We start from the raw sequence: 14,324 nt of genomic DNA on the forward strand, positions 1-14,324 counted from the left end.
AAGTAATTTAGCTGATTATCATAATGATTACCTTAATATAATTGTGGGTAGTTGCAAGTCTCGCTGGACGCTTACAATTAACCCAATTCGCTTGATACATCAGATTGATTCCCTCCCTGAAAACAGTGCCGGTCTAAACGGAAGTCTCCTGTCTTACAACCAGCAGAAACACGGTGCATAGGGCCAATCCATGGTATAAGCAGTCAGTCTGAAAAAAAAAGTCTTGACCCTGTAGCCACTTCATGGTTTTTGATATGAACTGGATTCGTACTTAGTGCAGCGGTAAACAAATACCTCATTATTTTCTGCCATTTTCCCTTCGTGTTACCGCGTATATTGATATCAGGCAAGCTAAAGGAATTACCTGAATGAGAATAGTTACACTCGTAATATCTGCTGTAGCTTTGATGCCGGGAGTTACAGTCCCTAATGCGATAGCCGGTTTTATTGAAGACAGTAAGGCCAATCTCACACTCCGCAATTTCTATATTAATACAGATAATCGCAGTGGGGACGGGTTCAGTAAACAGGAAGAATGGGGACAGGGGTTCATCCTCAATTACGATTCAGGTTATACTGAAGGGCCAGTGGGATTCGGACTGAGCACTCTGGGGCTACTGGGCATCAGACTTGACGGAGGAGGTAAAGCAGGCTCACCGGCGTCAGGTCGGCAACCCGGTACAGTATTTCCGCTAGACAATGATGGCAGAGCGGTTCATCAGTTCGGTAGCCTGGGGGTTACCGGCAGGGCAAAAATATCTGATACGGAACTCCGTTATGGAACGCTTCAGCCCAAAAATCCCGTCGTTATATACAACGATGCCCGCCTTTTGCCCATGACATATCAGGGAGGACAAATATCATCAACAGATATCGACGATCTGAGTCTGACCGGCGGCGTTCTCACACATACAAAAGGACGTAACTCCACAGATATGCGCGGAATGTCCATTGCCGGAGCCAATGGAAGTGGTCCCACTTCACGGAGCAGTAATCGTTTTTATTTCGCCGGTGGTGACTATACTCTTATGAAAGACATGACTCTCTCATACTATTACGGTGAGCTGGATAATTTTTACAGACAAAACTATATCGGACTGGCACATAACCTGAAAATCGTTTCCGGGAACCTGAAATCAGATATTCGTATATTCATCAGCGATGCAGACGGAAAGAACGGAAGTGCTGCAGGACGGAGTGCCGGATATGTAAGTACTGGTTATTACGGAAATAATCGCACAAAGGGAGAAGTGGACAACAATGTTTATAGCGGTCAGTTGACATGGTCTTCTGGAGGTCACAGTGTGAGCAGTGGTTATCAGTGGCTGACGGGGAAAAGTGACTTTCCATATCTGAATCGTGGTGATGGAGAAGGAACAAGCACCTGGTTAATTACTGATGCACAATTGCTAAAATTCAGCAGGGCGGGGGAGCGAACCTGGCTGGCACGGTACGCCTATAATTTTGCTGATGCAGGGCTCAAAGGGCTGAATCTAAGTATCCTCTATCTGAACGCCGATAATATTGATACCGGGAATGGGCGAAAGGGGGAATGGGAACGGGATATTGCCCTGAGTTATACTATCCCCGAGGGAATACTTAACGGACTTGGCATCTCCGTAAAAAATGCCACAATGCGCAGCGCTCTGCCTGACACAAGTAGAAAAGGCTCTGCTGGACAGCGTGACCAGGATGAAACCCGGGTTACAGTCAGTTATACCCTTCCTCTTCTCTGATATAGTGTTTCCGGTCTGTTGTGCTGTTGAGCAGGACAGACCGGAATGACGTTCGCAGGCAGCAGAAGATTTATATCTGGCTGTCAGTCCGGTAGTTATTTCTGTCCCGGTTCTCCACTCAGGTCCGACTTAAAACATATCGTTTTTACTGCCATTTAAATAAAGAGTAGCCTTGCATGTCATTATTATCAGTTTTAAAGTATCCGGATCCCAAATTGAAGATCATTGCAATGCCCGTCGAACATATTTCACCGATAACCCGGCAATTTATTAAGGATATGATTACCACTATGTACGGTACATCCAGTGTAGGTTTAACAGCAACCCAGGTTGGTGTTCACCAAAGGATTGCTGTAATTGATGTCCCTGAATCGCTGGTGCAACCAATAGTATTAATTAATCCGGTAATTGCTGAGAGTAAGGAAGAAAAAAATATCACTGAGGAAAAATGTCTTTCTATACCAGGAACCAGTCGTTTTGTATACCGTGCAGAGAAAATAAATGTCACCGCTCTTGATGCTTTTGGGAATACAATAAATTTTAGTGCAAGTGGTACTCTCTCGATCTGTATACAGCATATGATAGACCATATGAACGGGATTCTATTAACTAAGAGCCTATCTCAATAGGACTTTATTCCAGACGATAAGACCACAGGCAAAATGCAACATAGCCTCGTAATTTTCGGCCTTCTTTTTCCATCGGGTCAGAACCCGGCGAAAGCGATTCATCCAGCTATGAGTCCTCTCAACGCCCCAGAGAGGGGCTTTGAAGTCCCTGTTTTTACTGGCGTCAGACTCCTCTTTACGGGACTGAATATGTGGCTCGTAACGGCGACTCTGCAGATACGTTTTCAGCCATCCAGCTTCGTAACCTTTGTCCAGACAGAGCCTGAGTTTCCCCCCGGATGCCCCGCCTGAAGGGCATCGAGCGTATCCGCAACCAATTTGATGTCGTGCGTGTTCGCTGCTGCGACGACCAGCGACAGAGGAAGCCCCCTGGCGTCCGTCAGCAGGCTGCGCTTTACACCTTGTTTCCCTTTGTCCTTAGGATTGCGACCTGTTTTTTGTTCCTGACAGCGGCGATTTGGTCATACAACCGTCCATCGACAACCAGGACCAGTCAATGCTGTCCAGATGCTCGCAGGCAAGCAAACCGTTCTGCCAGAAGCGCTCAAAAATGCCTGAATCGTGCCACTCCTTAAAGCGCCGGTGTGCAGAACTCGATGAACATATCCCGGTGGCGTTCAGACAACCAGTCCTGAGGAAGAAGAATATGGCATCCATGGCAGCGCGGTTATCAACGCGTTTCCTGTATGTATCGAGTGGATGGCTGGTTTTGTGCTCAGGGATACCCGGTCATTTTTTTAGGCTCGATGCAGAAAAACAATGAAGTTTCAATTTTATCATTGCAAGCCTTTCATTCACTAAAACTCCTCGGCCAATCCGAAACTGGTGACTGTAGTAATTTCTTACAGGCTAAGACTTGCAGTAACTTGAAGGTAAGGGGGAGGATGATAAAAATTCATGAAGATCGCACTGAAATAATTCATTAAATCGGTTATTGAGTTGGATTGGCGCAAAATAATTAAAAATGTCTTTAAAACATAGCGTTATCCATTGAATAACATCAGACCACTAAAATGGCCTGATGTAAAGGATGCTAATACCTATCTCAGGCATCAATAGTGATATCACCGGCAGGAATGCACTGGCATGTCAAACATGCACCCTCATCAGAGGGTTCCACACCATTCAGATGCTGCACGTTCCCGGCAATCACCTTAGTTGAACAGCTTTCACATTGTCCAACACGACAACCACTAGGCATTTTAATCCCAAGTTTTTCTCCAAAATTCAGCAGAGTACCTTTATCCGTGGTCCAGATCTCTTCTCTTCCTGATTTTGCAAAAATTACTTTATGACGTAATGAGGGATCATTATTTATTTTTGTCGGAGAACGAAATATCTCGTAGAAAATAGCAAATGCAGGTACACCTCTCTCCTGAAGCCCTCGGGATATCGCATCCATCATAGGCTGCGGACCACACATGTAATAACGAGCATTATTCTCAATAAGATATGCCTCGACATCTCCCGCACCAACATAACCAGCTCTATCATAATCCAATCCTGGAATATCACAGTCGAGGGGCTGGTTGTAGATATTAATTACTTTAAGCCTGTCAATAGACGCATTTAGCTCCGCAATTCTTTTCTTAAACGCATGTAGCCTACTATTTTGATTAGCATAGAAAAGCCAGATTTCCGGACCTTCCGCTTGGGGGTTAATAGACTCCAGATAGGAAATGAATGGAGTAATTCCAATACCGCCAGCAAATATTACGACAGGCTGGACGGCATTGAGCGGGACAATGAAATTCCCCCCAGGAGGCGTAAGTTCAACATCCTTGCCTATCTGCAAATGCGTGTTTATGTAGGATGACATTATTCCTTCTACATATTCACCTTTCTCATCAGTCGCTTTCTGATGACGGACAGAAATGGAATAGGTTTTACGGTCATGAACAAACGCAGGGCCTGTCAGCGAATACGCCCGGGTAACGATCTCTTCAGAATCGCTCATCGGACAACAGCTAACAGTGATATGCTGGCCCGGTTCATAATCAGGTAAGTAGCCTTCACTATTCGATTGGAAGGTAACTGTCGTAACATTATCTGCTTCTTTTTTCAGTTCAATGACTTTGAATGTTTTACGACCTTCCCAGGGGCGTCTTATCAGCTCAAAATCATTCAAGCGGCGAATGCGGCAGCGGAATGAACGCAAAGGTAAAGCACCGCTGACTGGATCATAGCTATCACCGCTGATTAAGCTATTGTAATTGCTACTGTACTCACCTTTAACCGGGTATGAAGGTTTGCCAAAATCAGGACAAGCCTGCCACCACCCAAACTCAGCAATTACAGTTTCATGAGAGAGTTTGGCTTCCACTTTTGCTCTAAATCGAGCAAGACCTGCTCTCGTTTCAATTTCTACCCAATCCCCCGTCTTGATACCTTCTTCGTCAGCCAGAGCTGCCGAAATGTCTACCGTTGGATAAGGTGCTTTTTTTCGTAGGCTAGTCAGGCTTCGATGTTGGCTATGACAGAAGAATCCGCTTTTAACGGATGTCAGCATTAGTGGATAATCAGGATCGTTGCGCTGGTATTCTTGCGGCTGTACATACTCAGGTAAAGGATTGTAACCATAGCGATGAAGGATCTCAGAGTAAAACTCTGCACGTTTTGTTTCTGTATTGAAACCTGCCAGATATCCACTATTTGGGTCTCTGAAAGCATATTTTCTGACTTTATGCTCAAGCGGGATATCGTAACCTTCTGGCTTATTTCTGAGCATCTCAACAGTCAAACCTAATGGTTCTAGTTGATAATTCCAGGCTGCCTCAATATTGCCGTCGAAGAACGCTTCATTCATTCCTAACCGGCATGCAAGATCGAAAACAATCTCAAGGTCGGAACGGCTTTCACCGCGCGGAGAGACCATTTTTTTTCTCAACTGAATGTGGTCCTGAGCAGCAGCACTACTTTCAAACCCGGTTCTTAGGCCTTCGCGCTCCCAGGCAGTGTTTACTGGCAGAAGGATATCAGCATACTTTGATGTAGGCGTTTCAAACAAATCTACATGGGCATAAAACTCAAGTGCCTCAAGCGCCTGTTGTCCGAGAGAAGTATCACTTTGTGAAAGTAATATGTTGGCACCAAAGCCAATTAACCCGCGAATTTTATAGGGTGTACCTTCTAATACTGAATGCCAGATATCCTGAGAATGAACCCAACCTTGTGAAGGCGGCCCGATAGGCCTTTCTTCAAGACCTAATGCTTTATCCCATTGTGATTTTGGCATCAGTGTCGGTGAATTAACCACATTCACCGGGTGGCTGGCATAGATTCGATTACATCCTTCCTGATCGAAACAACCGGTTAAAGCATACAGTGTCGCAATCGCACGTTCTGTTTGGGTGGCATTAGTGTGTTGTGCCACTCCAGACCAACTGTGGTAGGCGATTTTCTTGGCCCCGGCAATCAAACTCGCAGCGGCTTCAATTGATGCAACAGATACCCCGGTGATACGGCTTACGTTTTCTGGGTCATAATTAGCCAACATATCTTTAAAAGATGAAAACGCCGTTTGGCAGGAAATTTTTGCACCATCAGCTATTGCAACTTCAACATTACCCTCAAGTGCAGCTGTAGGCGTCAGCGTTTCTTCAGTTCGAGTCTCGGAATCGATAAATGTGACTTGCTGGTTGTGTTCGTCCCAAACTGTATAGCGATTACTGATGGCAAGTGGGTTAATATCTTTTTCCCGAAGAAAATAACCATTATCATTTCGAACCAACAAAGGACCATTAGTCCAGTTTCGAACAAACTCATGATTAAACAGGTTTCTTTCTACCAGGAGATGGCTTAACCCCAAAGCTAATGCACCGTCAGTTCCAGGATTGACATCAAGCCAGGCATTTGCTTCTTTCGCTAAAGGTGTCGGGCGAGGATCCACGACGATCAGTTTTGCACCGTTATTTCGACCAGTACCAATCGCACTAGCCTGGGCAAGCCAAGTATTCGCGGGGTTATGCCCCCAAAGAAGGATAAGATCGGCATGGGAATAGTCAGCAACAGGGATGCCGCAGCCAAAGGTCCATCGATGTGCAACGTCTTTATGCCAGTTACATATTTCAGTTCCATAGCTGGTGTTTGGGCTGCCATAGATACGAACAAATCGCTCTAACCATTCAATTGCATCGCTGAGGGGGGTACCGCTTGGGCTCGTAAAACCGAAAGCGACAGATTCAGCTCCGTTCTCTCGTTTAAATTTTTCCAGTTGTCCGGCTATCGTTGACATAGCCTCTTCCCAACTTATACGTTTCCAGCCCGGGTTCTCGGCACCTTTAGGATGGGTTCTCTTCATCGGGTACAGAATTCTATTTGCGCTGTCCACCAGCTCAGGTGCCGCTTTGCCCTTCATACACATGGCCTTACCATTAGGATGTTCAGGGTTGGCCCGTACCGGCTTTGTTGAATAAATCAGATTTCGGGTAAGTCTCCCCGTAGCGGGTTGTGTTTTCAGGCAATACGCACGCTTTCAGGCATACCTGCTTTCGTCATTTTGTTCAGCGCTCGTACCGGGGCCATAGCCTCCGCAACCTGACCATCGTAGTCACGCAGCGTCAGTGAACCCCGAACAGCTGTTTTACCCGGTACATCGCCGTTTCCGCTATCGAGCGACGGTTGTAATCTGTTGTCCATTTCCACCGCGCATTACTCCCGGTCATTCGCTGATTAGCCACTGCACGGTTACGGTCTGCATATTCACCGGGCCAGTAACCCGCACCTTTTCGGGGAGGGATAAGCGCGCTGATTTTCTTACGCCGCAGTTCATCGTGACATAGCCGGGTATCGTAAGCGCCATCGGCGGCGGCTGACCTGATTTTCCGGTGGGTTTGCCGGATTAACCCGGGGAAGGCCTCTGAGTCCGTAACATTGTTCAGCGACAGGTCAGCGCAGATGATTTCATGTGTTTTACTGTCAACGGCGAGATGCAGCTTACGCCAGATACGGCGGCGTTCCTGGCCATGCTTTTTGACTTTCCACTCGCCTTCACCGAAGACCTTCAGCCCGGTGGAATCAATTACCAGTGTGCGATTTCACCCCGGGTGGACGTTTTGAAACTGACATTAACCGACTTTGCCCGCCTGCTGACACAGCTGTAATCCGGGCAGCGTAGCGGAACGTTCATCAGAGAAAAAATGGAATCAATAAAGCCCTGCGCAGCGCGCAGGGTCAGCCTGAATACGCGTTTAATGACCAGCACAGTCGTGATGGCAAGGTCAGAATAGCGCTGAGGTCTGCCTCGTGAAGAAGGTGTTGCTGACTCATACCAGGCCTGAATAGCTTCATCATCCAGCCAGAAAGTTATGGAGCCACGGTTGATGAGGGCTTTATTGTAGGTGGGCCAGTTGGTGATTTTGAACTTTTGCTTTGCCACGGAACGGTCTGCGTTGTCGGGAAGATGCGTGATCTGATCCTTCAACTCAGCAAAAGTTCGATTTATTCAACAAAGCCGCCCGTACCTTGATCAGGTGGTCATTTGCTACTTCATTCAACGTCCCGCAACGCGAACGGCAAAGTGTGCAATATCCGGGAATAATATCTGACATTGTAAACCTCACTACTAAAAACAGTTAATATATTTTAAAAACCACATTGCTTTCTTTTCACCCAAGAATTACTAACCCAATTAATGTTAATATCATCTTGTTTTGTGGGCGTAATTTCAGTTGAAATTACTGTCATATATGGGTAGCGGCTAAGTAATTTCAGGGCCAGAATCTGATTCCTGCAAACCGTTAACATCTGCAAGATACAGTGCACGCAAAATAGGGCATTCAGGCTTATCATCCCCTGCACAGCAATCAGAAAGCGTTGTAAGTATTGATGCCATACGCTGAAATTCTTGAATTTTTACAGTCAACTCGCGGATGTGTGACTCGACTAATTTTTTCACATCAGCGCTTTGGCGCGAATGGTTACCCCAAAGACAGAGAAGTTCTCCTGTTTGCGCCAGAGAGAAACCTAACTCCCGACATCGACGTATAAAATGCAATTTGTACACATCAATATCGCTGTACATCCGATACCCGGCTGCAGTTCTTGCAACTTCCGGTATTAATCCCGCCTCTTCGTAATAGCGGATCATTTTGGCGGAAACTCCGGATAACCGGGCAGCATCACCAATGTTCATCCTTACCTCCCAAAATGTATTCTGTTAATATCAGATCCAGTTTCAAATGACGTCGTTTCTGACACTCTTACCTTGCATACGTAGTGATACGGTTACCGTTTGGCTCATCAAGACTTAGTCGATATCCAGCCTAGACCTTCCCGTGGTGGTAAGGTCAAGAAAAAAATCATCAAGATAAGCTGTGTAAAAAACCAGATGTGACGAACATACTCATATCCCTTATGACCACATACTTAATGACTCAAAACACTCTTCTTTGGGTTTAGAAAGGATGGTTTCTCTAGTGGCATCATTTTTATATTCACCAACACTCACTAATTCCCATGATTCGACATCATTCAACAGTGCAAGCATCAACTTATTATTTAATGCATGCCCTGACTTATAAGCATGGTAGGCGCCAATAATATTATGGCCTGATACAAAGAGGTCTCCAATCGCATCCAGTGTTTTATGTCGCACAAGTTCGTTATTAAATCGCAGACCTTCCGGATTCAGAACGCTATATTCATCAAGCCCTATCGCATTGTTCAAACTTGCCCCTAACCCAAGACCTTTTTGTTGTAGAAGTTCTACATCACGAACAAATCCGAAAGTTCTGGCATCAGCAATCTCGCTAATATAGTTTTCTTTCGACACTTCAATATTTAATCTATTAGTCTCAGCAGAAATCAAGGGATGCTTAAAATCAATCATAAAATCGATCGAGAACTTTGAGTCTGGATGCAAAAGAGCCCATTTGTCGCCATCTTTTACGGAAACCGTTTTTTTTATCAGAAGATATTTTTTTAGCGCACACTGCTCTATCAAACCAGCGTGCATTATTGAGTCTATGAATCCTCTGGCACTCCCATCGAGAATGGGAAGTTCTGGAGCATCGAGCTCCACCAAGAGGTTATCAAGCCCCATGCTAGACACCGCAGAAAGGAAATGCTCGATTGTTGAAACTCGAACTCCCTGAGGGTTGATAATGCTTGTTGCCAGCATAGTGTCATGAATCTGATCGGCACGGAGCTGAATATCAACAACAGGAGTTACATCTGTTCTACGGAACCGTATGCCACTATCGGCACCAGCAGGCATGATTTTCATGTTAACGGTTTTACCGCTATGCAAGCCAATACCGTTTAATTCAACAATATTCTTGATAGTTTTTTGCTTGATCATGGAGACCTCTGTTTGCTCTAGCGACTAGGCAGAACGTCCGCAACAAGGTTCCATTGATGATTCCCCCTATTGCTCTGTTCATCGTCCTCGCTACTCTCGACTTGGTTCCATTAAAAACCATGAAGTTGATATAGGGTCAAGATTTTATACGATATACACATCAAGCATCTTGCATGAGTCGCACTGACTGACCCGGGTTAGTTACCATCATATTCTTTATGGTTGAGACCATACGGAAATCAGTGAATTAAAAATATTTATTCATCCAAAACACAAATGGTTTTAAGAAAGCCTAATGCCCTTCTTGTAAAATTATTCAAGATAGTCAAGTATGTTTTTTATATTGTCAATTAAGGCGACATGCAGGTCAGGGTCATCACATTCATCTGAATGGCAATAGGAAATATGTTGAAGTATAATTCTTTTTTTGAATTCACTAACTGTACACTCCAACTCATACACCGACCGTACGATATCAATACAAGGTTCATCATCGATTAAAAAATCCTGCATTTTATTATACTTATCAGTCAGATCTTCTATCATAGAAATTAATACGGGGTCATTAACTAACATTGGCATATCTCTCCTCATAATCTGAAAGTAAAGATGGACACAGCGCTGATAAATTCCAATTCCCTTGCTTGCGGTACCGACCGGGAGGAAGATGAAACTTGTTTTTAAAAGCTCTCGTGAAAGTTTGTTGCGAATTAAAACCATACTGAAGTGCAATGTCTAGGACTGTTCTGGAAGTCAATTTCAGATCAATCGCAGCACATGATAATCGACGAGCACGAACATATTCACCCAGCGCAACACCGGTCGTCTGTTTAAACAAACGTTGAAAATGCCATCGTGAATACCCAGACTTCTCAGCAATAAATTCTACTGGCAAGGTTGTATTCAATGAACTTTCAACCCACTGCAAAATATCTTTGACAACACTTTCAGAATATTTCCTGGTGTCCATTCTCTCCCCCCAAACCATATTCTATGAATATATTCAAACCAGAATACGGTCTCTGAGTCTGTCATCCATGAAGAACTCAGGGACCCAACTCTTTATTTTCGTAATAACCTCAGGCCATTTGCCACAACCAGAAGACTGGCACCAACATCAGCAAATACAGCCATCCACATAGTTCCCATTCCCATGAGCGTGAGTACAAGGAATACGGCTTTAATACCTAGAGCGAGGCTGATATTTTGCACGAGTAAGCTGTACGTTTGTCGGGATAATTTTACAAAGGCTGGGATTTTACGCAGGTCATCATCCATTAAGGCTACATCTGCAGTTTCAATCGCCGTATCAGTACCCATTGCGCCCATAGCAAAACCGATATCAGCTGCAGCCAGAGCCGGTGCATCATTGATACCATCACCAACCATCCCAGTGATTCCAATCCGTGAATGCTCTTCAACTGCACGATGTTTATCTTCTGGCAATTGATTCCCTCGAGCCTCATCGATTCCAACCTGAGATGCGATTGCTTTAGCTGTATGTGGGTTATCACCAGTCAGCATAATAGTTTTAACGCCAAGTTCATGAAGTTGTTCAATCGCTTCACGGCTGCTGTTTTTAACAGTATCAGCAACAGCGAACAACCCAAGCACTTGCTTACCATCATTGAGTAAAATAACTGTTTTACCCTGGCTTTCCAGCCTTTGTACTGTTGCTTTAATCTCTGATGGACAATTAAAGTGTTCTTCAGTCAAACGCAGGTTACCAAGGTAAAAATCCTTACCTGTAATCGCGCCATGCACACCTCGCCCAACAATCGCTTCAAAGCTGTCAACATCCTGCTTTTTCAAATCAGCAGAAGCATTCACAATTGCCAGTGAAACAGGGTGATCAGAGTAACTAGCGAGACTAGCTGCAGTAGTACGAACTTCACGCTCGCTCCACCCATTGAATACCATTACGTCGGTTTGTACTGGTTTCCCATAGGTAATAGTTCCTGTTTTATCCAGCGCAAGGGCTTTTAGCTTACGTCCCTGCTCAAGATAAACACCGCCTTTAATGAGAATCCCTTTGCGAGCAGCTGCAGTAAGTCCACTAACAATCGTTACTGGCGTAGAAATAACCAGGGCACATGGACACGCAATGACAAGCATAACTAAAGCTTTATAGATCCACTCCTGCCATGTTCCTGCCCCAAACAATGGTGGCAATACAGCAACCGCAACAGCAATACCCATAACGACGGGGGTATAAATCTGGGAAAAGCGGTCAACAAAACGTTGTGTAGCTGCTTTGGCGCCTTGCGCCTGCTCAACGGCATGAATGATGCGAGCAAGGGTTGTATTATTTGCAGCTGCAGTGACTTTATATTCAAAAGAGCCTGACTGATTTATTGTTCCAGCAAATACAGCATCGCCCGCAATTTTATCGACAGGCATACTTTCACCTGTAATTGGAGCTTGGTTAATGGTGGTTTGGCCTTTGACGATTTCTCCGTCGAGACCAATTCGTTCACCTGGTTTTACCCTGACAATACTGCCCGGTTGTACGCTACTGGCGTCAACTTCCTGCCATGTTCCATCAGCTTGTTGGACCATTGCAGTTTCAGGAGTCAGGTTCATCAGGGAACCTATTGCATTTCTGGCTCTATCAAGTGATTTGGCTTCTATCAGCTCGGCAATGGTGAATAACACCATAACCATCGCCGCTTCTGGCCACTGCCCAAGGACCAAAGCCCCAGTAACGGCAATACTCATTAGTGCATTGATATTCAAGTTGCCATTGCGAATCGAAATCCAACCTTTTTTGTAGGTTGTCAGACCACAAGAAAGCACTGCTATCAAAGCCAACCCAGCTTCTAGCCAGTCAGGCATATCAGCCCAGTGCATCACTTCGGCTGCAAGAGCAGCTACGCCAGCAAGAGCTAATGGCCACCAGGGCTTTTTTTTCTCCTGGGTATTTTTCTTGCCGCTAGTATTATCAGAGACTTCTGGCGCGAATCCCAACGAGCGAATTGCAGCCATGATAGCTTCAAGCGAATCCGGTGTATGGGTTACAGTCAAAACACGCTGCATCAGGTTGAAATCAAGCTCTTTAACAGCGCTCATTCCACCCAGTTTCTTTTTGATAAGATTTTCTTCAACAGGACAATCCATCTGCATAATGCGAATTTCTGTCCGTAATCCACCAGCCACAACCTGCGAGCCCCCTAGGCTACTCAATTGTTCTGGAGCAGCGGAGCAACAATCCCCCTCATGGCCGTGATCGTGGCCTTCATGAGAATGCTCTTGCGCGGCATGAGCATGGTTACATCCCTTATGATTATGCTCATCATGCGAATGCCCTTCGCCGCCATGGCTATGGGCATCATGATTATGGCCTTCATGGTTATGGCCTTCATGGTTATGACCTTCATGGGAATGATCATCACTGCATTTCTTGTGATTATGAGCCTGCTGATCATGTGCATGATCATTTGCTTTATGTGATTCACCAGTATTCTTAACCCGGAGTCCTGTCCCTAAATTGAACGTTTCACAGCAACTAGCCGCTTCGTCTCCTGCAGGGTTTTTGCTATTTTTTACACCACCACTCATTTTCATTGCCTCATCTGTTAACTATACTGACGATTAAAGACCCTAATCTAACTAGAGGGTCAAGCGCATAAGGGGGGAGGCATGAAAATTGGTGAATTGGCCCGTAAGGCGGATTGTCCGGTGGAAACTATTCGGTACTATGAGAAAGAAGGATTACTTCAGGCTCCATTAAGAGATATTGAAAATAACTATCGCCGTTACAACAATACTCATCTGGAAAAGTTATTATTTATCCGACGCTGCCGCTCTCTTGATATGACCCATGAGGAAATACGTGCATTGCTACTGGCAATGAATAATCACGGTAAAGACTGTGGCCCCATTGATGCAATAATCAGTGCCCATCTCACTCATGTTCAGCATCGTATTAAAGAATTAATAGCCCTGGAAATACAACTCAAAGAACTTAATAACTATTGCAGCTCAGACCGGAGCGTGGACGAATGCGGGATAGTACAGAAATTGACTGCTGATGAAGAGAATGGTGATCTTCCTTTAACCGTACCAACTGACCACTTGGGGGGTGTGCATTAGTGGTGTGCGCTTATAAGTTGATTAGACTGATGGCGTAACACAAGCCCATACAGCTTTGTGCTACGCCATCATGCCCTTAAAATAAGGGGTCAGGCTTTTTCCATTTCGTTACCACGAGAACGACGTTGCACTGCCCCTTCTCTCTTACCGGGATGGCTTTTAGCATCAGCGGTCATTAATGTCTGGAGTATTGGGCATTCAACTCGCTCATCCCCAGCACAGCTTTTGATCAGAGCTCTGAGTGTATCTGCCATTCGTCGCATATTTTCCATACGTCGCTCTAAATCATCCATATGCTCTTGTGCCAGACGTTTAACATCGGCGCTCTGGCGAGATTTGTCATTCCATAACTTGAGCAAATCGGCTATCTCTTCAAGAGAAAAACCAAGATCGCGCGCACTGCGGATAAAAATCAGACGATGGACATCATTGGGTGCATAATCACGGTAGCCCGCTTCGGTACGGCCAGTAGCAGGAATCAGACCAATTTGCTCGTAATAGCGAATCATCTTTGCGGAGATTCCTGATTCGTTCGATGCTTTACCAATGTTCATAGCTCCCCTTTTC

Annotated in this window: 10 protein-coding genes and 2 pseudogenes; 3 read left to right on the top strand and 9 right to left on the bottom strand. The window is 45.2% G+C overall.

What is annotated here, in order from left to right:
- Positions 1-368 precede the first annotated feature (368 nt).
- Positions 369-1,736 (top strand): OprD family outer membrane porin, encoded by a 1,368-nt coding sequence (locus ACJ9Y9_RS19675; RefSeq protein ID WP_016154429.1) that lies wholly within the window; start codon positions 369-371, stop codon positions 1,734-1,736.
- A gap of 176 nt (positions 1,737-1,912) precedes the next feature.
- Positions 1,913-2,365, top strand: a complete 453-nt coding sequence (gene def / locus ACJ9Y9_RS19680; protein ID WP_016154430.1) for a peptide deformylase — start codon at positions 1,913-1,915, stop codon at positions 2,363-2,365.
- On the opposite strand, the pseudogene ACJ9Y9_RS19685 reads toward def, so the two are convergent.
- The 8 genes and pseudogenes from ACJ9Y9_RS19685 to ACJ9Y9_RS19720 all read right to left on the bottom strand — a co-directional run bounded on the left by ACJ9Y9_RS19685 (position 2,354) and on the right by ACJ9Y9_RS19720 (position 13,223).
- Positions 2,354-3,088: pseudogene (locus ACJ9Y9_RS19685) on the bottom strand (IS5 family transposase). The gene def and the pseudogene ACJ9Y9_RS19685 overlap by 12 nt on opposite strands.
- Before the next feature lie 322 nt (positions 3,089-3,410).
- Positions 3,411-6,722 carry a molybdopterin-dependent oxidoreductase gene (locus tag ACJ9Y9_RS19690; protein ID WP_259657578.1) on the bottom strand — a complete coding sequence of 1,104 codons (3,312 nt, stop codon included), beginning with the start codon at positions 6,720-6,722 and terminating at the stop codon, positions 3,411-3,413.
- Positions 6,723-6,820: 98 nt separating this feature from the next.
- Positions 6,821-7,787 (bottom strand): annotated as a pseudogene (locus ACJ9Y9_RS19695) (IS5-like element IS903B family transposase).
- Between the two features lie 276 nt (positions 7,788-8,063).
- A complete protein-coding gene (gene cueR, locus ACJ9Y9_RS19700; protein ID WP_023336667.1) occupies positions 8,064-8,498 on the bottom strand; it encodes a Cu(I)-responsive transcriptional regulator in 435 nt (144 codons plus the stop codon).
- A 219-nt stretch (positions 8,499-8,717) separates the two neighbouring features.
- A complete protein-coding gene (gene lpxC, locus ACJ9Y9_RS19705) occupies positions 8,718-9,665 on the bottom strand; it encodes a UDP-3-O-acyl-N-acetylglucosamine deacetylase (RefSeq protein ID WP_023302364.1) in 948 nt (315 codons plus the stop codon).
- Between the two features lie 312 nt (positions 9,666-9,977).
- On the bottom strand, positions 9,978-10,247 hold the full coding sequence (locus ACJ9Y9_RS19710; RefSeq protein ID WP_223175622.1) for a hypothetical protein: 270 nt from the start codon (positions 10,245-10,247) through the stop codon (positions 9,978-9,980).
- Positions 10,231-10,635: a helix-turn-helix domain-containing protein gene (locus tag ACJ9Y9_RS19715; RefSeq protein WP_071532327.1), complete on the bottom strand. Its 405-nt coding sequence runs from the start codon at positions 10,633-10,635 to the stop codon at positions 10,231-10,233. Before ACJ9Y9_RS19715 ends, ACJ9Y9_RS19710 begins: the two co-directional genes overlap by 17 nt.
- Before the next feature lie 92 nt (positions 10,636-10,727).
- Complete coding sequence (locus tag ACJ9Y9_RS19720) at positions 10,728-13,223, bottom strand: heavy metal translocating P-type ATPase (protein ID WP_016154432.1); 2,496 nt, start codon at positions 13,221-13,223, stop codon at positions 10,728-10,730.
- An 81-nt stretch (positions 13,224-13,304) separates the two neighbouring features.
- On the opposite strand from ACJ9Y9_RS19720, the gene ACJ9Y9_RS19725 reads away from it, so the two are divergent.
- Positions 13,305-13,757, top strand: a complete 453-nt coding sequence (locus ACJ9Y9_RS19725; RefSeq protein ID WP_009654812.1) for a Cd(II)/Pb(II)-responsive transcriptional regulator — start codon at positions 13,305-13,307, stop codon at positions 13,755-13,757.
- 89 nt (positions 13,758-13,846) lie between these two features.
- Here the strand turns inward: ACJ9Y9_RS19725 and cueR (ACJ9Y9_RS19730) are convergent, their stop codons facing one another.
- Positions 13,847-14,311 (bottom strand): Cu(I)-responsive transcriptional regulator, encoded by a 465-nt coding sequence (cueR, locus tag ACJ9Y9_RS19730; RefSeq protein ID WP_016154433.1) that lies wholly within the window; start codon positions 14,309-14,311, stop codon positions 13,847-13,849.
- Between the last annotated feature and the right edge of the window lie 13 nt (positions 14,312-14,324).

It is taken from the genome of Enterobacter sp. CPE_E1241 (assembly GCF_045618265.1).
GTDB lineage: Bacteria > Pseudomonadota > Gammaproteobacteria > Enterobacterales > Enterobacteriaceae > Enterobacter > Enterobacter adelaidei.

Coding starts and splice junctions, on each gene's coding strand:
- ACJ9Y9_RS19675 (WP_016154429.1), top strand. CDS start 369: ATGAGAATAGTTACACTCGTAATATCTGCTGTAGCTTTGATGCCGGGA.
- def (WP_016154430.1), top strand. CDS start 1,913: ATGTCATTATTATCAGTTTTAAAGTATCCGGATCCCAAATTGAAGATC.
- ACJ9Y9_RS19690 (WP_259657578.1), bottom strand. CDS start 6,722: ATGAAGGGCAAAGCGGCACCTGAGCTGGTGGACAGCGCAAATAGAATT.
- cueR (WP_023336667.1), bottom strand. CDS start 8,498: ATGAACATTGGTGATGCTGCCCGGTTATCCGGAGTTTCCGCCAAAATG.
- lpxC (WP_023302364.1), bottom strand. CDS start 9,665: ATGATCAAGCAAAAAACTATCAAGAATATTGTTGAATTAAACGGTATT.
- ACJ9Y9_RS19710 (WP_223175622.1), bottom strand. CDS start 10,247: ATGCCAATGTTAGTTAATGACCCCGTATTAATTTCTATGATAGAAGAT.
- ACJ9Y9_RS19715 (WP_071532327.1), bottom strand. CDS start 10,635: ATGGACACCAGGAAATATTCTGAAAGTGTTGTCAAAGATATTTTGCAG.
- ACJ9Y9_RS19720 (WP_016154432.1), bottom strand. CDS start 13,223: ATGAGTGGTGGTGTAAAAAATAGCAAAAACCCTGCAGGAGACGAAGCG.
- ACJ9Y9_RS19725 (WP_009654812.1), top strand. CDS start 13,305: ATGAAAATTGGTGAATTGGCCCGTAAGGCGGATTGTCCGGTGGAAACT.
- cueR (WP_016154433.1), bottom strand. CDS start 14,311: ATGAACATTGGTAAAGCATCGAACGAATCAGGAATCTCCGCAAAGATG.